Source organism: Flavobacterium cyanobacteriorum (assembly GCF_002251835.1).
GTDB lineage: Bacteria > Bacteroidota > Bacteroidia > Flavobacteriales > Flavobacteriaceae > Flavobacterium > Flavobacterium cyanobacteriorum.
The window spans coordinates 14,943-40,094 of record NZ_NOXV01000298.1; the positions used below are offsets into that span (position 1 = coordinate 14,943).

18 protein-coding genes, 1 tRNA gene and 2 pseudogenes are annotated in these 25,152 nt (G+C 39.0%); 18 read left to right on the forward strand and 3 right to left on the reverse strand.

The features are described from left to right. The first annotated feature begins 475 nt into the window (after nucleotides 1-475). Nucleotides 476-1,477: a pyruvate dehydrogenase (acetyl-transferring) E1 component subunit alpha gene (gene pdhA, locus CHU92_RS12555; protein WP_094416098.1), complete on the forward strand. Its 1,002-nt coding sequence runs from the start codon at nucleotides 476-478 to the stop codon at nucleotides 1,475-1,477. 2 nt (nucleotides 1,478-1,479) lie between these two features. After that, nucleotides 1,480-3,159 (forward strand): pyruvate dehydrogenase complex dihydrolipoamide acetyltransferase, encoded by a 1,680-nt coding sequence (locus CHU92_RS12560; protein WP_094416100.1) that lies wholly within the window; start codon nucleotides 1,480-1,482, stop codon nucleotides 3,157-3,159. A 110-nt stretch (nucleotides 3,160-3,269) separates the two neighbouring features. Here CHU92_RS12560 and CHU92_RS12565 read toward each other — a convergent pair whose 3' ends face one another. Then, a complete protein-coding gene (locus CHU92_RS12565) occupies nucleotides 3,270-3,602 on the reverse strand; it encodes a single-stranded DNA-binding protein (RefSeq protein ID WP_094416102.1) in 333 nt (110 codons plus the stop codon). 557 nt (nucleotides 3,603-4,159) lie between these two features. On the opposite strand from CHU92_RS12565, the gene CHU92_RS12570 reads away from it, so the two are divergent. The 14 genes and pseudogenes from CHU92_RS12570 (at nucleotide 4,160) to CHU92_RS12635 (ending at nucleotide 21,939) form a co-directional block, all read left to right on the forward strand. Further along, the gene (locus CHU92_RS12570; RefSeq protein ID WP_094416104.1) at nucleotides 4,160-5,515 is read left to right on the forward strand and encodes a DNA cytosine methyltransferase; all 1,356 of its coding nucleotides are present in this window, start codon (nucleotides 4,160-4,162) and stop codon (nucleotides 5,513-5,515) included. Further along, the gene (locus tag CHU92_RS12575; RefSeq protein ID WP_243389600.1) at nucleotides 5,451-7,034 is read left to right on the forward strand and encodes an ATP-binding protein; all 1,584 of its coding nucleotides are present in this window, start codon (nucleotides 5,451-5,453) and stop codon (nucleotides 7,032-7,034) included. Before CHU92_RS12570 ends, CHU92_RS12575 begins: the two co-directional genes overlap by 65 nt. A 7-nt stretch (nucleotides 7,035-7,041) precedes the next feature. After that, entirely contained in the window at nucleotides 7,042-9,279 is a 2,238-nt protein-coding gene (locus tag CHU92_RS12580) for a Z1 domain-containing protein (RefSeq protein ID WP_094416108.1), read from the forward strand. Then, a complete protein-coding gene (locus CHU92_RS12585; RefSeq protein WP_094416110.1) occupies nucleotides 9,276-10,256 on the forward strand; it encodes a PD-(D/E)XK motif protein in 981 nt (326 codons plus the stop codon). Before CHU92_RS12580 ends, CHU92_RS12585 begins: the two co-directional genes overlap by 4 nt. A gap of 449 nt (nucleotides 10,257-10,705) precedes the next feature. Further along, complete coding sequence (locus CHU92_RS12590; protein ID WP_094416111.1) at nucleotides 10,706-11,203, forward strand: DUF1648 domain-containing protein; 498 nt, start codon at nucleotides 10,706-10,708, stop codon at nucleotides 11,201-11,203. A 321-nt stretch (nucleotides 11,204-11,524) separates the two neighbouring features. After that, nucleotides 11,525-11,668: pseudogene (locus tag CHU92_RS16265) on the forward strand (WYL domain-containing protein); the annotation flags it as partial. An 81-nt stretch (nucleotides 11,669-11,749) separates the two neighbouring features. Then, complete coding sequence (locus CHU92_RS12600; RefSeq protein WP_094416115.1) at nucleotides 11,750-13,930, forward strand: ATP-dependent helicase; 2,181 nt, start codon at nucleotides 11,750-11,752, stop codon at nucleotides 13,928-13,930. A 743-nt stretch (nucleotides 13,931-14,673) separates the two neighbouring features. Then, on the forward strand, nucleotides 14,674-14,868 hold the full coding sequence (locus CHU92_RS16270) for a hypothetical protein (protein WP_394335756.1): 195 nt from the start codon (nucleotides 14,674-14,676) through the stop codon (nucleotides 14,866-14,868). A gap of 22 nt (nucleotides 14,869-14,890) precedes the next feature. Next, nucleotides 14,891-15,982, forward strand: coding sequence for an ImmA/IrrE family metallo-endopeptidase (locus tag CHU92_RS12610; RefSeq protein WP_094416132.1), 1,092 nt, complete (start codon nucleotides 14,891-14,893; stop codon nucleotides 15,980-15,982). A gap of 16 nt (nucleotides 15,983-15,998) precedes the next feature. Then, complete coding sequence (locus CHU92_RS12615) at nucleotides 15,999-17,624, forward strand: site-specific DNA-methyltransferase (RefSeq protein ID WP_094416119.1); 1,626 nt, start codon at nucleotides 15,999-16,001, stop codon at nucleotides 17,622-17,624. A 47-nt stretch (nucleotides 17,625-17,671) separates the two neighbouring features. After that, a complete protein-coding gene (locus tag CHU92_RS12620; RefSeq protein WP_094416121.1) occupies nucleotides 17,672-18,109 on the forward strand; it encodes a GxxExxY protein in 438 nt (145 codons plus the stop codon). A gap of 19 nt (nucleotides 18,110-18,128) precedes the next feature. Next, nucleotides 18,129-18,911, forward strand: coding sequence for a Fic family protein (locus tag CHU92_RS12625; RefSeq protein ID WP_094416123.1), 783 nt, complete (start codon nucleotides 18,129-18,131; stop codon nucleotides 18,909-18,911). Nucleotides 18,912-18,954: 43 nt separating this feature from the next. Next, a pseudogene (locus tag CHU92_RS16155) lies at nucleotides 18,955-19,292 on the forward strand (four helix bundle protein). A 10-nt stretch (nucleotides 19,293-19,302) separates the two neighbouring features. Next, a complete protein-coding gene (locus tag CHU92_RS12635; RefSeq protein WP_094416124.1) occupies nucleotides 19,303-21,939 on the forward strand; it encodes a DEAD/DEAH box helicase in 2,637 nt (878 codons plus the stop codon). A 372-nt stretch (nucleotides 21,940-22,311) separates the two neighbouring features. Here the strand turns inward: CHU92_RS12635 and CHU92_RS12640 are convergent, their stop codons facing one another. Next, nucleotides 22,312-22,761: a 6-pyruvoyl trahydropterin synthase family protein gene (locus tag CHU92_RS12640; RefSeq protein WP_094416126.1), complete on the reverse strand. Its 450-nt coding sequence runs from the start codon at nucleotides 22,759-22,761 to the stop codon at nucleotides 22,312-22,314. Nucleotides 22,762-22,830: 69 nt separating this feature from the next. Here CHU92_RS12640 and CHU92_RS12645 point away from each other — a divergent pair, with 69 nt between their 5' ends. Beyond that, nucleotides 22,831-23,469, forward strand: a complete 639-nt coding sequence (locus tag CHU92_RS12645) for a 2OG-Fe(II) oxygenase (protein WP_094416128.1) — start codon at nucleotides 22,831-22,833, stop codon at nucleotides 23,467-23,469. Here the strand turns inward: CHU92_RS12645 and CHU92_RS12650 are convergent. Continuing rightward, the gene (locus CHU92_RS12650) at nucleotides 23,459-24,229 is read right to left on the reverse strand and encodes an enoyl-CoA hydratase/isomerase family protein (protein ID WP_094416130.1); all 771 of its coding nucleotides are present in this window, start codon (nucleotides 24,227-24,229) and stop codon (nucleotides 23,459-23,461) included. The two genes, CHU92_RS12645 and CHU92_RS12650, sit on opposite strands and share 11 nt — an antisense overlap. 118 nt (nucleotides 24,230-24,347) lie before the next feature. Between CHU92_RS12650 and CHU92_RS12655 the strand changes: the two genes are divergently transcribed. Beyond that, nucleotides 24,348-24,421: transfer RNA gene (locus tag CHU92_RS12655), tRNA-Ala, on the forward strand. The last annotated feature ends 731 nt before the right edge of the window (nucleotides 24,422-25,152 follow it).

The following is a 25,152-nucleotide window of genomic DNA, read 5'->3' on the forward strand; positions in this document are numbered from 1 at the left end:
TTCATACTGGCTGCTCCCCACAACGGGAGCAGCTTTTTTATCTGCCCGGCCTATCATGACATCCATAGCGCTTCCGTACTAATTTCACAGGGTTTTGTATCATCATTTTTTTTCAGGAGCAGTAACTCCCCGTCCCTTATAAACTGCAGTCCTGCTATACGCTATATCTCCCCGCCGCAAAAGCAGGCGGCGCGGAGGATGCCGCTCCTATCAGGGCTAAACCGCGTGCCTCCCGTATCTGTTACACTACAATTTTATATTTAAGAAGGGAAAACAACAGCCCATGCCCCGGCCCGTTCCGGCCATGAAACAGGCGGCGCCAAAAAACATGAAGCCAGCCGCAAATACTTTACGTAAATTTTTCACTAATTAAAGTGAAGTGCTTATTTTTGCAATTCGCAAATTTGTGTGAGGAAACTTTTTGCGTTTTTAAACAGGATTTTTTAAAACCACATTAGCAAACAACAATTTAGCAATGAAAGAAGTTACAAAGGAAGTGTATCTGAAATGGTATGAAGACATGCAGTTTTGGAGAAAGTTTGAAGACAAGCTTGCTGCACTATACATTCAGCAGAAAGTTAGAGGTTTCCTTCACTTATATAATGGGCAGGAGGCAGTGCTCGCAGGCGCGCTGCATGCTATGGACCTGACAAAAGATAAAATGATAACAGCTTACCGCAACCACGTGCAGCCTATCGGTATGGGTGTAGACCCGCGCCGGGTTATGGCTGAACTTCTGGGTAAGGCAACTGGCACATCAAAGGGACTGGGAGGTTCTATGCACATATTCTCTAAAGAACACGGTTTTTATGGCGGGCACGGAATTGTGGGCGCGCAGATACCGGTGGGTGCGGGTATAGCCTTTGCTGATAAATATTTTGAAACAGGCGGTGTTACGCTTACCTATTTTGGTGACGGCGCCGCACGCCAGGGGTCGCTTCATGAAGCCTTTAATATGGCTATGCTGTGGAAGCTCCCTGTGGTATTTATTTGCGAGAATAATGGGTATGCTATGGGTACTTCAGTAGAAAGGACGGCCAATCATACTGATATATGGAAGCTGGGATTGGGTTATGAAATGCCGTGCGGCCCTGTTGACGGGATGAATCCTGTTAAGGTGGCCGAGGCAATGCATGAGGCTATGGAAAGGGCAAGAAGGGGTGATGGCCCAACTTTCCTTGAAATGAAGACATACCGCTATCGTGGCCACTCTATGAGTGATGCCCAGCATTACCGTACTAAAGAAGAGGTTGAAGAGTACAGGAAGATTGACCCCATAACACAGGTGCTCGACATAATCAAGGAAAAGAACTACGCTACTGATGCTGAAATTGAAGCAATAGACCAGAGGGTAAAAGACCTGGTAGACGAGTGCGAGAAGTTTGCCGAAGAGTCACCATATCCGGACCTTAATGTAATGTATGACGTAGTATACGAGCAAGAGAATTATCCATTTTTACCACATAAACTACAATAACCATGGCAAAAATTATAACTATGCCGCGCCTGAGCGACACCATGACCGAGGGTACAGTAGCTACGTGGCTAAAAAAAGTGGGTGACACCGTAAAAGAAGGCGATATACTTGCCGAAATTGAAACAGATAAAGCTACTATGGAGTTTGAGGCTTTTGATGCCGGTACTCTTTTATATATTGGCGTAAAAGAAGGTGATACTGCCCCTGTGGACAGCGTGCTTGCCATTATTGGTAAAGAAGGAGAAGATTACCAGTCATTACTGGATGGCAAGGGAGGTTCTGCTGAAAATACCCCGGCAGAAAAGAAAGAAGGGCCTGAGCAGGAAGAGAAACAGGCTGAGCCCAAACAGGAAGAGAGCCGTAATGGCAGTTCTGTAGGAGGCAAACAGGAACTTCCTAAAGATGTAAAGGTAGTTACCATGCCACGCCTTAGTGATACCATGACTGAAGGTACTGTGGCAACATGGCTTAAAAAAGTGGGTGACAAGGTTTCGGAAGGTGATATCCTCGCCGAAATTGAAACTGATAAGGCTACCATGGAGTTTGAATCGTTCAACTCGGGTACGTTGCTGTATATTGGGATCAAAGAAGGCGAATCGGCCCCTGTGGACAGTGTCTTAGCCATTATAGGCCCTGAAGGCACTGATGTTTCAGGTGTTGCTGAAAATTATGGCAAAGGCGGTTCACAGCCTGCGGCACAACAATCATCCGATAAGCCTGCTGAAGATAAAACCGCAGAGGCTCACAAATCTGAAGAAGCTGCCCCTGCTGGCAATGACGAAGGGCGTGTATTTGCCTCTCCTCTTGCAAGGAAGCTTGCAAAAGAGAAAGGGATTGACCTGGCCCTTGTAAAAGGTTCAGGTGAGAATGGCCGTATTGTAAGAAAGGATATTGAGAACTATACACCCTCAGCGCAACAAACCGCTGCGCCTGCACAACAACAGGCCGCGCCGGCGGCTAATGCCCCTGCTGCTGCCCCGGTTTACACTCCTGTAGGCGAAGTAGCAACGGAAGAAGTTAAAAATAACCAGATGCGCAAAACCATTGCGCGCCGCCTGGCCGAATCTAAATATTCGGCGCCGGAATATAGCCTCACCATTGCGCTTGACATGGATAATGCCATAGCAAGCCGCAACGTTATCAATGCCGTGCCTGATACCAAGATTTCATTCAATGATATGGTAATAAAGGCATGTGCCATGGCGCTAAGGAAGCATCCGCAGATAAACACACAGTGGAAAGACGATGTCACTATCTATAACAAACATATCAGTGTAGGTGTTGCTGTAGCTGTTGAAGACGGGCTTGTAGTGCCGGTACTTAAGTTTACCGACCACATGAGCCTTACCCAGATAGGCGCTGCGGTTAAAGACCTTGCCGGGAAAGCACGCAGCAAGAAATTAACTCCTGCCGAAATGGAAGGAAGTACTTTTACAGTATCTAATCTTGGTATGTTTGGCATACAGGAATTTACTTCTATCATCAACCAGCCCAATTCAGCTATCCTTTCGGTTGGCGCCATTGTACAGCAGCCTGTTGTAAAGGACGGCCAGATTGTAGTGGGCAATGTTATGAAGGTTACCCTTACGTGTGACCACAGGACCGTTGATGGCGCTACAGGGGCACAATTCCTGCAAACGCTGAAACAATACATAGAGAATCCTGTTACAATGCTTGCGTAACCGCAAGTATAAATCTATAATAAAAGGGCGGCCACTAACGGGGCGCCCTTTTTAGTTTTCAGGTATTGCATCCGGCCCTTTGAATCAGCAGGATAGCAGCTTTAGAAACCTTATTTTCCTAATAAAAGTATATCATTTACGACAACTTCTGTGATATAGCGTTTATCACCGTTTTTATCGTCATAGGCACGGTGTGTAAGTTTGCCTTCCACGGCCACCTCTTTGCCTTTTTTAACGTATTTTTCGATGATATCCGCGGTTTTACCCCATGCCGTAATCGTGTGCCACTGGGTGTCTGTTATTTTTTCTCCTTTGTCGTTGTAATAACTTTCATTAGTGGCTATTACGAAGCGGGCCAGTTTCCTTCCGGCTTCAAATGTTTTGATTTCAGGATCATTACCGGCATTTCCGATAAGCTGTACTTTGTTACGTAGTGCATTCATGGCGTTTAAAATTTAAAGTAAATGTTAAAATATATTTGTGTTCCTTATTTAGAACAAGGCAAAGATATTTCACACCATTATGGTTAATCGGTATATAACTGTTTAAATCCGTTTGTAAACGTTTGTAAACGAATATTATGCTTAACATCCTTTAATGAGCAGCGTAACTTATGCTTAAAACTTAAACCCGAATTACGCAATAGAGTAAACAGGCGTGGGCGGAGAGGGGAGTGGTAGGCGGTTTTGCTAAGAATTTGTTAAAATTAATATAAATGGTTAATTTCGTTGAAAGGCTTAACAGTAAGCTACAAACGAAAGCCACCTATGCGGATGCCCCAATTAGAGATAAAAAACGCAAGAACTTTCGTCTATTTGCGTGTTAACGGTCAGTGTAAACGCCAATCGCACAAACAGCACATTTGGTTTTTCCCAACACAAAAGCCAACGCTCTAAAAAACCAAAAGAGCCATTTTTTTGCCAACGCACGGGCAAACAAAGAAGATTAAAAACATAAATTGCGAATTTTGAAAAGCAATATTTAGGACAGAAAATATAGAATGAGATTTATAGATTTATTCGCAGGACTTGGAGGCTTTCATAAGGCATTACACGAACTTGGACACGAGTGTGTATTTGTAAGTGAACTCGACCCTGTTTTAAGAGATACCTACAAAAAGAATTGGGGTAAAGACATTAATATTCACGGAGACATTAGGAAAATTGTCAAAGACAATATTGACTTAATTCCTGACCACGACATATTATGTGCAGGTTTCCCTTGTCAGCCATTTTCAAAAGCGGGTAAACAGCTTGGACGAGAGGACGACAGAGGAACGCTTTTTGACGAAATTGTGAAAATTCTTGAAGTTCGAAAACCTAAATATTTCATCTTAGAAAATGTTCGATTCATTGCCAAGCACAATAACGAAGAAACTTGGAAAGCAATGAAAGTTGAGTTTGAGAGACTAGGGTATCAAGTTGACCATAAAGACTATTCCCCTCACGACTTTGGTATTCCACAGCATAGACAAAGAATATTTATTGTTGGCTCATTAGGAATAAATGCTCTCGACCATTTTAGTTTTGATAAGGTAGATAGATACAAAAAAAATGTTGTTGAACTTGAAAATTTCATTGAGCAAAATCCAGTTAGTGCAAAACAACTACCTAAATCAAATCAAGATTGCATTAGACTTTGGCAAGACTTAATTGATGCTTTACCAAAAGAGGTGAAAATACCAGGCTTTCCAATTTGGGGAATGGAATTCGGAGCAGACTATCCATTTGAAGAACAATATCCTCATTTACTTTCTGCAAAAGAATTGGGCGAATTCAAAGGAAACTTTGGAATTTCATTAAAAGGAATGACCAAGGAAGAACAATTAGCAAATCTACCAAGCTATGCAAGAGTTGAAGATGAGTTTCCCGACTGGAAACAGAGATATATTAGGCAGAATAGGCAATTTTATAAAGACAACAAGAAGTTCATAAAAGAAGCCGTCAAACAAATTTCAAAGTTGCCTTCTCAAAGTTGGCAAAAGTTAGAATGGAATGTTGGAGACAGCGAACGAAAAATCAATAATTATCTCTTGCAATTCAGAGCATCAGGCATTAGAATAAAAAAGCCTGATTTTTTTCCTTCTCTAGTTTGTACAAACACGCAAATACCAATTATAGGTTGGGAAAATAGATACATTACAAAAAAAGAAGGATTGAAACTTCAATCTTTAACAGGTTTAAAACTACCTGAAAACGACAATGCAGCTTTCAAAGCTTTAGGAAATGCTGTAAATGCCAAAATTGTAAAGCTAATTGCTACTCAGCTTTTGGTTGAAGAAAAGAAACTAAATGGAGTTGCTACGCAACTCCAATCGTCTAATCCATTATCCAAATCCTATGAGCCAGCAAAGTAAAGTTAGTATTCGACCCCAAGTCACAATGCTCTCTGTTCTCAAGCATATAGAATATGAGACTTGGTTTGCGTTGGCTGAATTCATTGATAACGCAATTGATAGCTACTTAAAAAATATAGAACTGTTAAAACAAGTTGAGGGAGACGATTTTGTTCTTGAAGTAAGAGTTGAAATCAATGAACCTGAAAACAGAATCACCATAAGAGATAATGCAGGAGGAATTGGAGAAGCTGATTATTCAAGGGCATTTCGAGCTGCGGAAGTTCCACCTGATAATTCAGGTCTTTCTGAATTTGGAATGGGTATGAAATCAGCAGCTTGTTGGTTTGCTGACAATTGGTGTGTTACTTCCACAGCATTAGGAGAAACGCAGGTGAAGAAGGTTTTCTTCGATATGAAAAAGATTTTTGAGGACAAGTTAGAGGAGTTGGATGTTGAAATTAAATCTTGCGAAAAAAAGCATCATTTCACAATCGTAGAATTGTTTGATGTAAATAGAATGCCTAGAAGAAAAGGTGTAGGAAAAGTAAAAGACCATTTACGAAGTATTTACAGAGAATTTATCCGTAAAGGCGTTTTAAAGCTAACCTTGAACAATGAAGAATTAATATTTAAAGAACCAAAAATCCTTAGTGTTCCTCAATACGACAAACCAGATGACGACCCTATTCTGTGGCGAAAGGAAATTGATTTTGAATTAGAAGAAGGTTTAAGTGTACACGGTTTTGTTGCAATCAGAGAAAAGGCATCTACATCAGAAGCAGGTTTTGCATTATTTCGTAGAGGCAGAGTAATTGAAGGCAGTTTTGATAATGGCTTTAGACCTGATTTTATTTTCGGAGCTCCAAACAGTTATCGCTATCAAAGAGTTTTTGGAGAACTTCACTTAGACGGATTTAGTGTAAACTTTACTAAAAAAGGAATCCAATGGGATGAAAACCTAGAGATTTTTCTCAGACTACTTAAAGATGATATTAGCTCTAAAGACTTTCCATTACTGCAACAAGCAGAACAATATCGAGTAAGAGCGACTGAAAAAGAATATAAAGCAGCTGTAAAAGCACTTGATGAAACGGTTAATGACTTTCAGAAGAAAGCACCGCAAGCAGTTGCCGAAGTAGTAAATTCAATTTCTGTAGCAGAACCCGAAGAAAAGGTAGAATTAACCAAAACCGAAAAAACGCTTCATAGAGAGTTTGACATACGGTTTAATAAAGTTGATTGGAAAGTGTCAATTGAACTTTCTTATGACCCGTCACTAACAGAGTTAATTGAAGTAGGCGATAGTTTTATTAAAGAAAAAGTTAGCAATTCATCTGTTCGTCAAATTGGGATAAGACTTTCTTTAACACATCCTTTTATGGTTGAATTTGCTAGAGCCGACACTAACAAAATTGAGCCTGTTCTCAGAATTGCGGCAGCTTTAGGACTTTCTGAAATCATTGCAAAGGACAGCTACAAAAATCAAGGAGAAGTTCGGAGAAATTTTAATGAGCTAATATCCAATCTCTCAAAATAATACAGATATGACAGAAATAATTGAAATACAGACTCAAAACCATAATGGAGATTGGCAACCATTTGTAGGTGATGAAACTACTGAACTTTTGCGAAGGAAAGGTTTTACTAATTCTGATAGAAGTTTAAATCAAATTGGCGAAAGAATATTGGATGAAACATACAGAATTATGCAGGTGTGTGGTAATCCTAATGACCAAACCAATAATGAAACAGGAATTGTAATTGGTTATGTCCAAAGTGGAAAAACCCTTTCTTTCACTACTCTGACTGCATTGGCTAGAGATAACAACTATCAGATTGTAATCGTAATTGCAGGTGTTTCAACTAATCTTGTAAATCAGTCAACACAACGATTAGCGGACGATTTAAGGTTAAACACTCGCTTTGACAGAAAGTGGACATTACTCCAAAACCCTAACAGCCATCAAGAAGCTGAAACAATTGAAACAACACTTGCCCAATGGGCTGACCCAACTTTCCCAATAGAAAGGTGTAGAACATTGCTGATAACAGTGATGAAGAACACATCACATTTGAATAACTTGGTTAATATTCTTGCGGGGCAAAACCTTACAGGTGTGCCAACTTTGATAATTGATGATGAAGGAGACCAAGCAAGTCTAAACACTAGAGCAAGATGGGCAGCACGACAAAATATTGATATAGAAAGTTTAACTGAAAATCAAGTTTCAACTATTTACCGAAGAATAAACGCACTTCGCAATGTTTTCCCACATCACACATTTTTACAATACACCGCCACACCACAGGCAAATCTATTCATAAATATAATGGATAGACTTTCTCCTAATTTCATAAAACTATTAACTCCTGGACTTGATTACACGGGAGGAATTGACTTTTTCAGAAATAATCCAAACCTTATTTTGGAGATACCTCCAAATGAAATTCCTACTCCAACAAATCCGCTTTTTGAAATTCCAGAGAGTTTGAAAAGTGCTTTACGCATTTTCTTTTTGGGTGTAGTTGTAGGAGAAATGCAAAATAATCACAGGAATAGGACAATGCTTGTCCATCCTTCAAGACTGCAAGGAGACCATAACGAATTTACAAATTGGATAAGAAATACTTGTAATAGTTGGCAGAGGTTACTTTCAGGCAATGATGATGAAGACAGAAGAGAACTAATTGACGAGTTCAGAACTTCATATAATCAATTACAAATGACTGTTTCTGATTTGCCTAGTTTTGAAACGATGACAGGAAACGATTTGATTCACGCTCTGCGATACACCCAAATTGTTGAAGTCAATTCTAGAAATGGAGTAACACCGCAAATTCCTTGGAATGATTTCTACTCTTGGATTTTAATAGGCGGACAATCAATGGATAGAGGCTTTACGGTTGAAGGTTTGACCGTAACTTATATGCCGAGAAATATTGGTACAGGAAACGTTGATACAATTCAACAGAGAGCAAGGTTTTTTGGATATAAAAGAGGTTACTTAGGCTATTGTAGAGTATTCTTAGACCAAGTAACTATTGATGCATACAATTTTATCGTAGAGCACGAAGAAGATGTAAGAAATAGACTTTTAGAATTCCATTTGAATGATAGACACCTAAACGATTTAGACAGAGTGGCAGTGCTTAATCAAATGTTAAACCTAACTAGACGAAACATCATCTATGACGATTTAGATAGAGATACATTTGGCAATGATTGGTTTAGAATTAACGCACCACACGACACAGATGAATTGATTGAAGCCAATAGAAATGCCCTTTTAACTTTCCTACAATCAAGAGCAGGATTGTTTAACCAAGATGAGGGACATCAAAATAGAACTGAAGAACAAAAACATCTAGTTGCAAGAATTACGATTCAAGAATGTTTGGAGCATTTGCTTAACAATCTTCGTTATACAAGAGAAAGCGATTCTGCAACATACTCAAGCCTTAGAGGAATTTTAAAAGGATATATTGAGAAACATTCAGAAGAAGAATGTTTGGTTTACTTGATGAGTACAAATTCCTATTATAATTGGACACCAAGAACTCGTAGATTAAATCGAAATGATGAAATACAACAGCTATTTCAAGGTCGTAACCCGAGAACAGGAGAAGTAATTTACCCAGGTGATTCAGAAATTAAGGATGAAAATCTTTTAACAATTCAAATTCACCTTTTGAATTTGAGAGATACCGATTTTCAAAACGTGCCAACCCTAGCAATTTGGATTCCTGAACATATGGGAGTTGATTTAATAAGGAAAGTATGAATTTAATTGACCTATACGATTCTCTGAACTTGCCTAAAAATGATAGCAAGGTTTTCAATGCAATTCCAATCCCCGAATACCCAAATTTTCGGGTGGCAATTGACTTTGAAGGAAATGCAGTTTTATTACTTTCTGTATCGAAGAGAATCAAGGATTTAAGTCTGAAGAATTTTCGCTTAAAATATTTGCAACTTGAACAAAACCTTGAATGTAAAATTTATGAGAATGATTCCTTCAAATTTCAAACATTTACAGTTATTACATTCCGTTGCAACGACAGAAACTTGCAGGAATACTTTTTAAGAATTTCTGAATCTCTCGTAAAAACAGTTGGTCAAAATCCAACACAACAACAAGTAATTGATTCGCTCAAAAAGTTTGTTGAAGTGTTTAAAACCTTGACAGATTCTCCAACAAATACAGTAAACGGTCTTTGGGCTGAGTTATTTTTAATTGAAAATTCAACCAATCCAAATGAACTCATAAATTATTGGCATAACATACCAGAGGAGAAATTTGATTTTAACGCAGGAACTGAAAGAATTGAAGTTAAGAGCAGTTCGAACTTTGAGAGAAAACATATTTTCTCAGCGGAACAGTTAAACCCTCCGTCTGACACGCAAGTTTTAATCGCTTCGGTTTTTTTAAAACAACACAATTCAGGGAATAGCATTCAGTATTTAATTGACAGAATTTTTGAGAAGATAGATTACGACTTTGATACAGTTGAAAAGCTAAACACAATTGTTTTTAGAACGCTTGGAAGTTCATTGGAACATTCCATTGGCATAAAATTCGATTATGACATTGCTCAACGGTCATTACGTTTTTACAGACATCAGGACATTGATAAAATAGAGGAAGTTCATATTCCAAACAATGTTTCAGAAGTGAAATATAAATCTGACTTGACAAGTATCAAGGCAATAGAATTAAATAAACTAAAAGAAAGAAAAGGACTATTCAATGCTTTATAACAAAATAGAAATAAAATCAACGCTTCACAGCCCCACACATTGCCAAGTCGCACAAGCCAACGCTCAAACCAAAGCTTGGCGGCAGCGTGTGTCTGCCCAACCGCACGACCAAAACGACCGACAAACAAGCGGACGACAAAGAACACCGAACGCACAACATCACCTATACGCAAGCAGGGGTTTCGTGCTTCGTAGGACAGGAAAGAGGTAAATTTAAAGTTCAGTTCTTCGTAGGAAGATCAGTGGTAATAATCCCTGCCTGCGTATAGGTGAATCCCGTTATACGGAAATCCCTATGGGCTTCCCGCACAATGCCCCAGGCGATTTGCCCCGGACAGTCCCGGAGGGCTGTCCGGCAACAAGCGATTTGCAAAATGCAAATCACTTCGCCAATCGCCTGGGGCGTTATAGCCAATGCCAAAAAACGACAAGGAGTAAATTAAACGAAAATGAAAGAAAGACCAAAATTAAAATTAGAACACACTGAAGCCGACAAGACAGTTGAAATTATTGGCTGGCTTTTAATTTTTGCAGTTTGGATTTTGACTATTATAAACTACCAAAGTTTACCCGATATAATTCCGACACACTACAACGGAGCTGGTGTAGCAGACGGATTTGGCGACAAATGGATGATTTTGACTTTACCAATAGTTGCGACTGTTCTGTTTGTCGGGCTAACGATTTTGAACAAGTTTCCACACATTTTTAATTATCCGGCAGAAATAACGGCAGATAACGCGTTAAGACAATATACGAATGCGACAAGACTAATTAGATATTTAAAAGTAATTATTGTTATCATTTTCGGACTTATCGCTTTTCAAACAATTCGACACGCAAACGGACAAACAGAAGGACTTGGAATTTGGTTTTTACCAATGACAATGGGACTGATTTTTATACCACTGATTTATTATTTAATTAAATCAACTAAGACAAAATAATGACTAAAAATCAAGCACTGGCTATAACAGCAGTTTGGCTCAATGGCGGGTTCAGTGCTAAATTGAACGTTCAGTTTTCAAAAGAACTTTTGTGCTAAAATGAAAGTAAGCGCTTCAAAATCAGTCAATAGACAGAGAAAATCAAACTGTATATGTTAAATGTTTAATTCCCTAAACCTTGCACAAGACTTGACGCCTTTTATTCATTTAGAAAAACGCAGGCCACAAGGAACAGAGAATTTATATGGTTTGCTTCATGCTATCAAAAACAGACTTCAAATCAAATTCACGTATCAGAAATTTTAGGAAGAAGAAGTAAGCCAGCGTTTTGTAGAACCGCATGCCTTAAAGGAGTTTAAGAACCGTTGGTATATCATGGCAAAAGATAGTAAGGGCAACAACATAAAGAGTTTTGCCCTTGACCGTTTGACAAACCTTGAAATTACCAATCTACAGTACCAATAATGGAAAACCAAAGCATAGGGTGAAAATCGTGCTGATTTTGAAAGAAATAATTAAGATATTTGACACATAAAGATTGATATTTTGGAAAATTCAGTTAAAACCAATTTAAGTGCATTAAATGACAGGCAGCATGAAGCTGTTGTGAGTGAAGACAAACGCCTTTTAGTTTTAGCTGGTGCCGGTTCTGGCAAGACAAAAACACTTTTACAAAAGCTAATTTATCTCATAGAAGAAAAAGGCGTTAGCCCTTCAAGCATTTTAGCAATCACATTCACTAAAAATGCGACAAATGAAATGATTGACCGTTTAATCATTTCAGCCGACCATACCGGAGACTACGAAAAGCTATTGTTTGACAAGAAAATAAGTAAACCGGAAAGAGACAGGGAAAGGTACCTTCAACAAAAAAAATACAAATGGATAGATGGCTTAACAGTAAAAACATTTCATTCTTTTTGCTATAGCATTCTAAGGAACTACGGAGTCAACGAGTTTGATAACAAATTCAGGATAATCGGAGATGAGAAAAAAGTGGAAGAAGATGAACTCTCAAAACATGTTGCTCCTGAGACAGTCTTTGAGGTAATTCATAAACTCTTAATAGAGCAATGTGAGGACACGGACTACTTACTGCAACTAAAACGGTATATCCTCGACTACATAATTGATAAAATCCACTTAAAAAAAGCAGACCCAAAGCTTCTTCCTAAGGACGGCAAATACTTTACAACGCTTGATGGGACAAAAGTTCGTTCCAAGTCGGAACAATTCATTGCAGACTGGTTTTACAGGCACAGTATAAAATATGAATATGAACCCCTTTTGAACGTTAAAGACTTTTCATTTCACCCCGACTTTTATATTCCGGATGCAAACCTTTACATTGAACATATCAGCGACAAAAGTTTCTCAACAAAAGACAAAGAAGAACAGTTTCAAAAAGGCAATTTGCTGCTCGTAAAGACCTTTGACAGTATGACAAGGGATTCAGCGCTGTTTAATCATACATTAGACAAAATTGTAAAAAACAGACTGCCCTCCAATTATCATAAGACTATACTGCTCAACTTCAAGGAAGAATTTCACGGCTACCAGGAAGATGTAAAAGATTTCGTCCTGCAAATCATGCGAATTACCGACATGATTAAGGTTGAAAACATTGATATCAATCTGGTCTTGGAACATGCCTGTAAAGACCAACATGAAAGAGTTCGGCACTTTTATGAACTTGCAATCCCAATCGTTAAAAAATATATTCATTATTGCACTGACAAATCGTACCTTGATTTCAATGATTTGATTTCAAGAAGCACCTCACTTTTTCAAAATCACGAAGACATTGCAACCAAATACAGGAATAAATATGAATACATTCTCGTTGACGAATTTCAGGACGTAAACAATCTGCAAGTAGAGTTAATAAAGTTGTTATTAACGGATAAAACACAGTTGTTTTGTGTGGGTGACGACTGGCAGAGCATATATGGTTTCCGGGGTTCTAATGTGAGTTACATTGTTGAATTTGAAAATCATTTTACAAACGCAAGGACAATCAAACTAAACCTGAACTATCGTAGCACCCAAAGTATAGTTGGGGCAAGTAACGAGGTAATAAAGAACAATAAATTTAAAGTTGACAAAGACGTTCAGGCATCCAAGAAATCCGAACATAAAATTGTTGTTTACTCGGGTAATAGCGAACAGGAAAATATACAGTTCTGTCTTGACAAAGTAAGAGAATTGCTCGAAGACGGGATTAGCAATGATGACATTTTATTCCTTTACAGAAGAAATAAAATGTATTCACCCTATTTCTACAGATTTAAAAATGAAGGAATCCGTGTTCAAGGTAAAACTATCCATGCTTCCAAAGGGCTTGAAGCAAAAGTTGTATTTATCATTGGGCTTACAGAAGGAAGTGGCGGATTCCCGGACATTTGGCTTGAGGACAGGATTTTTCAGGTAATCAAAAAAGCAAATCACGATTTACTGATGGAAGAAGAAAGAAGATTGTTTTATGTGGCAATTACAAGAGCCAAAGACAAACTTTTTTTGATCACTGAAAAAGGAAACGAATCCAGTTTTTTAAAAGAAATACCTGAAGCATTTACAGTTAGGACGACTTTGCCAATAAAAGCTGTTGTTGACAAAGTGATTACTTGTGACAGTTGTTTTAGCCAACTTGAAAAACTCTGGGTCGTTTGCCCTTACTGCGGACAAAAGGTAAAAGAGGACAGAGATAAAAATAACAAGCAAAGATAGAAGCGCCCGGCCGGCAACACACGTTTGTGCGTCAGGCTGGGTGTTGCGACAACTTCCAAACATAAAACATACGGCTAACAGACATAGAAAGAGGACCTAAAACCAGATAAGGACACACGTAACCCTTGCACAACCTCTTTTTTTTGGGCGTGTCCCTGCGGGCCGGGCTTTCCGCTGCAAGTCCTCATTCCGCTGCGCTGCATTGCGGGCTTTCCGCTGCAATCCCTCACGCGGGGGGGAGCGGAGAGGGGAGTGGGCGGTTTTCATAAGGATTTGTTAAAAGTAACATAGTAACATTTGTATATTTGTGTGGTGTGCGGAAATCCCTACAGGCTTCCCGCGCAACGCCCCAGGCGATTTGCCCCGCCCAGCCCTTGGGGACTGCCCGGCAACAAAGCGATTAGCAAAAAATCACTTCGCAAATCGGCCGGGGTGTTAGCGGTCAATGTAAGTGACCAGGCACAAACGGCACATTGGTTTTGCCCGACACACAAGCCGACCCTTTGCAAACCCAAAGAGCCGTTTTTTGCCAACGCTTCTTTGGGTAGTTTAAAAAGAACAACTAATGTTGTTAACCTTTTTCGTTAATAATATTTATCTTTGCAGTGGAAATAAGTTACAAAAGCCGAAAACTCGAAAAGCAACTAACCGACCCAAAGGAGATGGCAAAATCCTTTGGACAGTTAGCAATAAAGATTAAACAGAGGCTAAAGAATTTAAAAGATGCGGATAATTTAGGAATAATGCGAACCATTCCGGCAGCGAGATGCCACGAACTGACAGGCGACCGAAAAGGCGAATTAGCGGTTGACGTTTCAGGCAACTACCGAATGATTTTTGAGCCACGCCACAACCCGATACCTAAAGAAGAAGATGGCGGTTTGAATTGGGAAGAAGTCACCAAAATCCAGATTAACGAAATTGAAGACTACCATTAACAAACAGAATAAAACAAAAAACATGGCAACGTCACTTAAAATAGCAAAATCTTTACTCTCCCCTCCCGGTGATACAATTCAGGAGCACATAGATTTTATTGGCATGAGCCAAGCCGAACTTGCCGAAAGAATGGGAAGGCCCAGAGAAAAAATAAATGACTTGATAAAAGGAAGAGAGCCGCTGACCATACCTACAGCTTTTCAACTCGAAAAAGTATTAGGCATTCCTGCAAGTTTTTGGATGAACAGTGAAAAATCATACCGAAAAGAGTTGTATGAATTGCAACAACAGGAAGAACTTGAAAAAAAGAAAGACTGGTTGGCTGCATTTCCTGTAAATGAAATGAGAAAATTCGGTTGGCTGCCCGACACAAGACAAAAACACGTTTTGGTGGACAGCCTGTTAAAATTCTTTTGTGTAGCAAGCACAGATGAATGGGAACGCATATACATTGACGAAGAAGTTTCGGTTGCTTTTAGAGTTTCTTTGGCCCACACGCAAAGCCCACACGCCATTTCTGCATGGTTACGCAAAGGTGAAATTCAAGCCAGAGCAATTGAAATAGCAGAGTTTGATAAAAAGAAATTCAAAGACGCTTTAGCAGAAATTAAAGAACTGGCTTTTTTGATGCCTGATGATTTCACGAAACAATTGCAAAGCATTTGCGCCAAATGTGGTGTGGCAGTTGTGTTTACCCAAAATTTGCCGAAAGCACCTATCAGCGGAGCGACTCGCTGGTTTCACAACAAACCCATCATTCAACTTTCAGGAAGATTTAGGACCAACGACCATTTTTGGTTTACCTTTTTCCACGAAGCAGCTCACATCATTTTGCATGGTAAAAAAGACATTTTCTTAGAGAATGTAAAAGGAACAGCAATAGACCAAGAGAAAGAAGAAGAAGCCAATGCTTTTGCGGCCAAAATACTATTGACGGAAAATGAACTGCAACAAATAATTAATGCCGCTCCATTAGATGAAGAAATGATACATGAATTTGCCAATAAATTCAGAACACCCGCAGGTGTTATCATAGGCAGGTTGCAGCATTTAAAACTCATTCCATTTCATATTGGCAATGGGTTCAGACAAAAAATTGATTTGTTTAATTAAGGATTACAGCGAATAGATGCCAACATTACACTGGATAGGAAAAGATAAAGTTATCAATCATCATATGGATGTGCCGTTTAAGGTTTTGGAACACAAATATACTTTTGATAATGGTACGCAAACTGAAGCCTCCCCTTTGGGGGGAGGTTTGGAGGGGGCTAGCGGAAACAAAATTATACATGGCGACAACCTGGAAGCCCTGAAAGCCCTTTTGCCCGAATACGAAGGACGCATAAAATGTATCTACATAGACCCACCTTACAACACAGGAAACGAAGGATGGGTGTATAACGACAATGTGAACGACCCGAAAATTAAAAAGTGGCTCGGTAAAGTAGTTGGAAAAGAGTTTGAAGATTTAAGCCGACACGATAAATGGCTTTGTATGATGTATCCACGTTTGAAGTTGCTTCAAAAACTACTATCAAATGATGGTGTTATATTCATATCAATTGACGACAATGAACAAGCAAATCTCAAATTGATTTGTGATGAAATATTTGGTGGTGGAAATTTTGTAACAGATTTGATTTGGCGTTCAGCTGATTCATCAAATAACGATGCCAAACAATTTTCCATTGATTACAACCATACTTTAATCTACTCCAAAGCATTAAGCTGGCAACCAAATAAACTAGACCGAACCGAAGAAAATAATCTTCACTACAAAAATCCTGATAATGACCCCAACGGACCTTGGTTTTCTGGTAATATATCATCGCCTAACCCAAGACCTAATTTGACTTTTGATATTATATCGCCAAATGGAACCATTATCAAACCTCCAAAGAATGGTTGGCGTTGGAAAAAAGAACGAATTGATGAAATGATTGAACGTGGAGAGATTATTTATTCTGAAGACGAAACAAGAATTATTAAAAAAACCTATCTAAAAGACCAGTCTGGTATTGTTCCATCAAACATTTGGTGGGATGTTGAAGAAACTGGGCATAATAGAAATGCAAAGTATGAATTGATAAAAATATTCAACGAACTCAAGACTTCTGAAATATTCAAAACTCCCAAGCCAATAAAATTTATTGATAAGATTTTAAAAATCGCTACTGATAGAGACAGCATAATTTTAGACTCGTTTGCAGGTTCAGGAACAACAGCTCACGCAATATTAAACTTAAACAAGCAAGATAACGGCAATCGCAAATTCATAATCGTAGAAATGGAAGATTATGTTGAAGCTGTTACTTCTGAGAGAATAAAAAGAGCGATAAATGGGTTTGGTGAAGGAAATAAGAAAACCGAAGGCACAGGCGGAAGTTTTGATTTTTATGAGTTGGGGCAACCCCTATTTTTAGAAGATGGTAATTTGAATGAAATGGTAGGCGTGGAGAAAATTCGCCAATATGTTTATTATACCGAAACAAAAACGCCACTGTCTGAACCAGGATTTTCAAGATTAAATGATGGTCATGAATCCTTTTTAGGTGTAGCAAACGAAACGGCTTATTATTTTCACTATGATGCTAATGGCATTACCACCTTAGATCATGCTTTTTTAGCCACAATGAAAACCAAAGCCGGGCAGTATGTGATTTATGCTGACAACTGTTTGCTCACAAAGGATTTCATGACGAAGCACAATATCATTTTCAAAAAGATACCACGGGATATAACTAGATTTTAATTGTCGGAATTGAGATTTATTGGAATAACGAATTAAAGGATTGAAATATGGAGAATGAAAAAGAAAAAATTGAAGATGAACTTACTTACAAAATAATTGGATGTGCTATGAAAGTGCATTCAACATTAGGGAATGGTTTCCAAGAGGTAATTTATCAACGGGCATTGGCTATTGAATTGAGAAAGACAGGGATTGACTTCTCAAGAGAGCTGGAAATGCCTATTTTCTATGAAGGAGAAGAAATAGGTACAAGAAGGGTTGACTTTCTGGTAGAAGGAGAAGTGTTGGTAGAACTGAAAGCTCTTGTAGGATTGGAAGATGTGCATTTAGCGCAAGGGTTAAACTATTTAGCAGCGTATAAGTTAGACAAAGGGTTACTCATAAATTTGGGAGCAAAAAGTTTGGAAGTAAAAAGGTTAAGACACCCTAAAAATAAAATTCCAGCAACCATTCCAAATAATAAATCCAATAATCCTAAAATCTAACCCATCCCAATTCAGACAAATGGAAGCATTAATAAAACCTCAGTATTTTGAACAGTGGAAAGCCATGTTGGACGTAAATATTCAAGAGGAATTTTCTGCCATACAAAAAATGGAATTGGAGCCACACAGTTTTACATTTTATACCTCTGTTTCCGTTATGTCATCCTCAAAAATTGAAGGCGAACAAATGGAGGTAGATAGCTATGTGAAACATAAGGTATTAAATATTGAATACTTGCCTGAACTTACAGAAAAACCAAACGATTTGTATAAAGCATATCTTTTTGCAAGAGATAATAAACTTACACAAAGTAACTTTTTGCAAGCACATTTATTTATTGCTGCCCATTTGTTACCAAAAAATCAACAGGGCGTTATTCGCACATCAGAAATGGTTGTGTTAGAGCATAAAACAGGCAGGATACAATACGAAGCCGCACCTGCGGCAATCGTAAAAGAAAGATACAATCTTTTATGGAAAGAAATTGAAATGCTATTAAATAAAGCTTTAACTATTGAAGAAGCATTTTACTACGCTGCTTTTATTCATCTGGCATTTGTAAACATTCATCCTTTTGGCGATAGTAATGGTAGAATTTCACGACTATTGGAAAAATGGTTTTTAGCAGAAAAGCTAGGTGAACGAGCCTGGTACATAAAATCCGAGAAGTATTATTACAAACATGTAAATGATTATTACAGAAACCTCGCCAGGTTGGGGCTTTTCTATGAGAAACTGGAATATGAAAAATCCATACCATTCTTGCTTATGCTTCCAAATTCATTGACGAATTTCGATTGAAAGATTGACGGATATGGTTGAACAATTAAAAATAAGGACAAAAATGATCGGATTAGAAGTCATTAAACTTGTTGATGAATTGCCTAATAAACCAACGGCCTGGGCTATTGCCAAGCAAATGATAAGAAGTTCAAGGTCAATTGGTGAAATTATTGGGCAGCTTGTCGGGCAAAATCATCAGCAGACGTTATCAATAAATTGAAAATTGTGGAAGAAGAGGCTGACGAAACTCAGTATTGGTTGGAAGTTTTGGAAGAAAGTAATCTCATTAATTCAAGCAGAATTGAAACAATTAAGAAAGAAGTAAACGAAATCGTTTCCATCGTAGTAGCTTCCATAAAGACGGCAAGAAAGAACGAAAATCGTAAATCAATAAATTAAAAAATCGTAAATGGAACTAAAACCATATCAACAACAAGTAATCAACGACCTTGCATTGTTTTTGGAAAACATACAGGAAACCAAAGACGTGAAAGACGCTTTTTATAATTTTTGGGCACAGCACCCAAGGACGCCTTTGTTCCCGTATTCAGGCACAGCCATTGAACCCTACAAAAACAATGTTCCCCGTGTTCCGCACATTTGTGTAAAAGTGCCAACAGCAGGTGGTAAAACCTTTATTGCCTGCAATGCCATTAAAACCATTTTTGATGCCTTTGCTTACGACAAACCCAAAGCAGTTGTTTGGTTGGTTCCGTCCATTACCATTTTAGACCAAACCATTAAAAACCTAAAAGACACCAACCACCCTTACCGCCAAAAAATCAATTCGCATTTTGGCAACAAAGTAGAAGTATTTGACAAAGCAGAACTGTTGCAGGGAAGCGGATTTAACGCCACTTCGGTAAAAGAGCAGTTGAACATTTTTGTTTTGAGTTTTGACAGCATCCGCACCGCCAACAAAGAAGGCAGAAAAGTATTTGAGCAAAACGGCTCGTTGCAATCCTTTGAAGCATTACTTGGCAAAGACGAAGAAATTTCTTTGATGAAAGTAATGCAATACTTAAACCCAATGATTGTGGTGGACGAAAGCCACAATGCTGAAACGGATTTGAGTGTAGATATGCTCAAAGAGTTTAACCCTTGTTTCATTCTTGACCTTACAGCGACACCACGCAAAAACAGCAACATCATCAGTTTTATTGATGCTTTGGAATTGAAAAAGGAAAACATGGTGAAACTGCCTGTTATAGTTTACAATCATCAGGACAAAACAGAAGTTATCAATTCAGCTTTGCAACTTCAAAAGCGCTTGGAACTGCAAGCCATTGAAGAAGAAAAGAAAGGCGGAAAATACATTCGCCCTATTGTGTTGTTTCAGGCACAACCAAAAAATGGTGCAGCCTTTTTGAACGAAGAAGAAGAAAAATCAAACGTCCAGAAGCTGAAAGAAAAACTCATTGAGTTAAAAATTCCTGCCGAACAAATCAAAATCAAAACGGCAAACATCAACGAAATAAAAGGCATTGACTTGATGAGCAAAGACTGTGAAGTCCGCTACATCATTACCATAAACGCATTAAAAGAAGGTTGGGACTGTCCGTTTGCTTACATCTTGGCATCTTTGGCAGACAAAAGTTCGGCAGTAGATGTAGAACAAATTTTAGGCAGGGTGTTACGTCAGCCATATGTGATGAAACATAATTTTCCACTACTTAATTTGAGTTATGTTTTGACGGCTTCATCTAAATTCCTTGACACATTAGACAACATTGTAAAAGGATTGAATAAAGCAGGTTTCAGTGATAAGGATTATAAATTGGCTGACCCTGCTATGATGGAAGAAGCTAAAAAGCAAGACCCTTTACAACAACTTACTGTTTTCCCAACCACCGGAACATCAACAGAAGACATTACTTCAGACATTGACACAACCCGAATTTCCACACCATCAGAAACACCAAACTCCCTCTCCTTTGGAGAGGGCTGGGGTGAGGCTGTTTCAGAGATTGAAAAAACTGCCATTGAACAAAATGAAGCCTTTGAAAAAACGGTTTCCGAAATGGAAGCCAACCATACAACAGCATTGCCAAACGAAATACAACAACTGGTGAAAACATACCCTATTAAAGATATTTTCAGAGAACAGGCAGAGCAAATCAATTTGCCACAGTTTTATTTAAAAGTTCCTGCCAACGATTTGTTTGGCAAGAAAGAAGAAGAATTGCCTTTAGAAAAGGAAAACCTTTTAGAAGGTTTTGCATTGAGCAAAGCCGACACCAACATTGCGTTTGACAGCATTACTTCTGAACTCTACAAAGTTGACTTAGACGAAACCAAAAAAGAACATACACCAACATTTGTAAGGCTTGATGGAGAAGTGAAAGAAAGCGTAATGACTTACATTCTCGACCCATCACGCAAAGACAGCCGGGTAAAGAATTTCACTAAGCGGCTGATGGACTTAATCGGGAATATGTTTCCAATCCCTGACAAGGAAATTGAAAAATATATCAACCGAATTTTAGAAGATTTTAAAGACGAGCAATTTAGCGACTTGGCAGCTAATGAATACACATACAAAGACAAAATCAAATTCAAGATAATTGCCCTCTCAGAACAGTTTGCCGAGAAGAAGTTCAAAGACTTTTTAGACACCGACAAAGTGTTTATCAAGCCATCGTTCATGCTACCAAAAAGCATTTCGCCTGGTGACACTGCAAAAGACATTACCAAATCGCTTTACGAGAAAGAAGGAAGTATGAACGGTTTTGAAGAACGTGTCATCAATGAAATTGGTAACATGACAAACATCGCTTTCTGGACAAGGAACATAGAACGAAAAGGGTTTAGAATTAACGGATTTGTAAATCATTATCCCGACTTTATCATACAGACAAAAAGCGGCAAGACAATTTTACTGGAAACCAAAGGCGACCATTTAGACGCAGAACAAAAAATAAGACTTGGCAGACTTTGGGCAGGTAAAGCAGGAAATAATTATCGTTACTTCATGGTTTACGAAAGACGGACAGTTGAGGGAGCATATAAATTGGAAGACTTTTTAAACATCATAAAAGACATATAGCCCACGCATTTGGTAGCCCATTTGTATTTTCCCCAGCTGCACAAATCCAAAATTGCAAAAGAGTCACCAAGCCAACGCTAAACAAAGCGACTGAAAATAGCCACTACCGATAACAAGGTATTGCCAAAAGCGGAGCTAAACGGCTTCGATTGGGCATTTGTGCAAGGTTCAACAGTAGGATTTCTATTGGACTTTTGTGCTAAAAATCCCCACCTTCGCCAAGCTAAAAACCACTAAGCGGTAATTTATCAACAATCCGTAACGTTACCGTTTTCTACGCGTGAGGGATAGGAGCGGCATCCCCGCAACGCAGTGGAGGGATATAGCGGATAGCCCGGCCCTGCGGTGGGTGTAGCCTCGGCGGGGCACGCCCTAATTATCGCTTTGGTACCACTCGGCATAGGAGGTTTCGGTTTCCTGCAGCCTTAGGGAATGCAGCTGTATAGAAGGAGGCAGGTGGCGCTTTATCTTTTCGGCAAAGTCAATTACCATGTTTTCGCTGGTGGGCTGGTAATCTACCAAAATTACATCATGGCCCCGTTCGCGCAGCTCGTTGGCCAGTTCTACATGCGGTGTATTTTTATTAAATACGGTAGCGTGGTCAAAAACGTCCACGATGTGCTGTTTCACTATGTTTTTCAGGTCGCCAAAGTCTATCACCATGCCATATTTTACGTTGTCGGTATCGGTTATGGGTGTGCCTATCACGGTAACCGACAGCTTATAGCTGTGGCCGTGCACGTTTTTGCATTTGCCGTCGTAGCCATAAAGGGCATGGCCGGTTTCAAAACTAAACTGTTTGGTGATCCTTATGGTGCTCATGGTATCCTGTTAAGGCAGCAAAGGTACAAATTATTGCACACAAACAGGTTTGGGCGTATCTTTGCGCTTATGGACGATTTTACCCTTAACCCGGCTTATGAAAAGGTTATTGATGACCTTATGGCGCGGCAGTACAGCATTGCGGATGGTTTTTTTACCGCGGAAGAAGTGGCGGCACTGCGCCGGAGCCTTATCAGTAAATACAATGATAAAGGCTTTAAAAAATCGGCTATAGGGAATAAGGCCGGTGAAAAAATTGTGGATGCCGTAAGGGGCGACTTTATTTTATGGCTGAATGAACCGAATGCCGATGAAGCCGAGAAGCGGTTTTTTAATAAGATAAATGATTTTACCGATTACCTGAACCGCACCTGCTTTATGGGAATTGCGGATAAGGAATTTCATTATGCCGTGTACCCCGAAGGGACATTTTACAAGCGCCACCTGGACACGTTCCAGAATGACAGCCGCAGGAAGCTCTCGATGGTTTGCTACCTGAATGATGAGGACTGGAAGCCGGAATATGGTGGTGAGTTATCCATCTACATAAATGAAAACGGCACTGAAAGGGAAGAAAAGGTGTACCCGCTGCAGGGCAGGATGGTTATATTTGAAAGCCGTGTGCTGGAGCATGAGGTAAAGCCTGTAAAGAAAGAGCGCCTTAGCATTACAGGCTGGCTAAAATCACGTGGAGAGGCTATTTTTTAAACTGGCTTAATGCCTTTTTAGTAAAGTCGGATAATACAAGCCTGCCCGAAATTCCGGCCCTTTCGGTAAGCAGTTTATCCCAGTGCGCTGTACCTTCCCAAAGCACTTTTTTCATAGCATTTAGCGCTTCCGGATTGTAAGAGGCAAGTTTTGATGTGAAGACGTCCATTTCCTTGTCCAGTTCAGCAACCGTTTCAAATACTTTGGCATACAATCCGCGTTCCTGTGCCCAATAGGCGTTTTTCCATTCGTGGGCAGCCAGGGTCATTTCAGCCAGGGCTGCTTTCCCCATTTTGCGCTCTACCGCAGGTGCAATAACAAACGGGCCAATACCAATGGTAAATTCTGATAATTTAATGGCGCTGCCAACAGTCGCAAGGGCATAATCGCATGCGGCAGCAATGCCCACACCACCGCCAACCGCTTTACCGTGAATTCGGCCAATGATAAGTTTGGAACAATTGCGCATGGCATTAATAACACCGGCAAAGCCGCCAAAAAATACCGCACCTTTTTCATAATCGTCTACCGCGAGCAGCTCATCAAATGATGCGCCGGCACAAAAAGCGCCTTCGCCTTCGCTTTTTAGTATAATTATGTTTACATCATGGTTATTACTAAGCAGGTTTAGTTCCTGTGTGAGGCGCTGCAATAGCTCACCCGGGAACGAGTTGCCGGCCGGGTGGCCAAATTCTACTGTTGCAATTTTGTTCTCAATTTTAGTATATAAAGAGCCGTTAGGCCTGCCGGTGGTGCTCATAGCAATGTTTATTAGGTTTGTTCCGCAAATATAGCCCTGAAAGGCGTTTTTTTAAAGTTTTGTTTTTTGATATTTGCTTTTTGGAAATATTTTACTGTATATTTGCTCCCGAACTCTTGGGGATGTAGCTCAGCTGGCTAGAGCGCTTGCATGGCATGCAAGAGGTCGTGGGTTCGACTCCCATCTTCTCCACAATGTAAAACCGCTTATCACTTGATAAATAAGAGTTAAGCGGTTTTTTTATTTACTATTTCCCGATATATTCCCGTTTATTATTGGCTGGTGTTATCATTGTCATCCACATTTCGTGCAAGAGTAAAGGCTATGATAACGAAGAACAACAAGAATACAGATATTGACCAAAGTAATGATAAAGTATTAAAAATCCATAAATAAGGTATTGCGAATAATATTGTAAACATAAAAGCCCCGCCTGTTTTATCACTTGAGGATGTTTTTATAATGTTTTGTATTGCAGCTATACAACTTATTACTGAAAAACTACATATCATTTTTAAAAACCAGTTTGGCAATTTCAATTTCATGAGGTATTTCTGTAAGTTGACTAATAACAGTATATTTTAATATGGGTTTTCAACAACATCATAGAATACTTCTTTTAGCAAAAATAATTTAAATACACCGAAATGTAATTTTTTAGAAAGAAAAAACCTACAAAAAACATTGCAAAAATTCGATGTAATACACAAAATAAATATAACCCCCAATTTACACTAAAAACTAATCATTTGATTTACAGAATTTTAATTTTTATAATTATCAAAGAAGTCTTAAATAAAAGCACCATTTATAAAAAAAAATTAATATGCAACATGTTATTCATCTATTTTATGTAATATTACTACAAATAAAGAGGTTCTAAGTTCAATTCATAAGTGCAACACATAAATCTGCTGGAGTTT

Bases quoted from the DNA above. Each gene is read 5' to 3' on its own strand.
- pdhA (WP_094416098.1), top strand. From the start codon at position 476: ATGAAAGAAGTTACAAAGGAAGTGTATCTGAAATGGTATGAAGACATG.
- CHU92_RS12560 (WP_094416100.1), top strand. From the start codon at position 1,480: ATGGCAAAAATTATAACTATGCCGCGCCTGAGCGACACCATGACCGAG.
- CHU92_RS12565 (WP_094416102.1), bottom strand. From the start codon at position 3,602: ATGAATGCACTACGTAACAAAGTACAGCTTATCGGAAATGCCGGTAAT.
- CHU92_RS12570 (WP_094416104.1), top strand. From the start codon at position 4,160: ATGAGATTTATAGATTTATTCGCAGGACTTGGAGGCTTTCATAAGGCA.
- CHU92_RS12575 (WP_243389600.1), top strand. From the start codon at position 5,451: ATGGAGTTGCTACGCAACTCCAATCGTCTAATCCATTATCCAAATCCT.
- CHU92_RS12580 (WP_094416108.1), top strand. From the start codon at position 7,042: ATGACAGAAATAATTGAAATACAGACTCAAAACCATAATGGAGATTGG.
- CHU92_RS12585 (WP_094416110.1), top strand. From the start codon at position 9,276: ATGAATTTAATTGACCTATACGATTCTCTGAACTTGCCTAAAAATGAT.
- CHU92_RS12590 (WP_094416111.1), top strand. From the start codon at position 10,706: ATGAAAGAAAGACCAAAATTAAAATTAGAACACACTGAAGCCGACAAG.
- CHU92_RS16270 (WP_394335756.1), top strand. From the start codon at position 14,674: ATGCGAACCATTCCGGCAGCGAGATGCCACGAACTGACAGGCGACCGA.
- CHU92_RS12610 (WP_094416132.1), top strand. From the start codon at position 14,891: ATGGCAACGTCACTTAAAATAGCAAAATCTTTACTCTCCCCTCCCGGT.
- CHU92_RS12615 (WP_094416119.1), top strand. From the start codon at position 15,999: ATGCCAACATTACACTGGATAGGAAAAGATAAAGTTATCAATCATCAT.
- CHU92_RS12620 (WP_094416121.1), top strand. From the start codon at position 17,672: ATGGAGAATGAAAAAGAAAAAATTGAAGATGAACTTACTTACAAAATA.
- CHU92_RS12625 (WP_094416123.1), top strand. From the start codon at position 18,129: ATGGAAGCATTAATAAAACCTCAGTATTTTGAACAGTGGAAAGCCATG.
- CHU92_RS12635 (WP_094416124.1), top strand. From the start codon at position 19,303: ATGGAACTAAAACCATATCAACAACAAGTAATCAACGACCTTGCATTG.
- CHU92_RS12640 (WP_094416126.1), bottom strand. From the start codon at position 22,761: ATGAGCACCATAAGGATCACCAAACAGTTTAGTTTTGAAACCGGCCAT.
- CHU92_RS12645 (WP_094416128.1), top strand. From the start codon at position 22,831: ATGGACGATTTTACCCTTAACCCGGCTTATGAAAAGGTTATTGATGAC.
- CHU92_RS12650 (WP_094416130.1), bottom strand. From the start codon at position 24,229: ATGAGCACCACCGGCAGGCCTAACGGCTCTTTATATACTAAAATTGAG.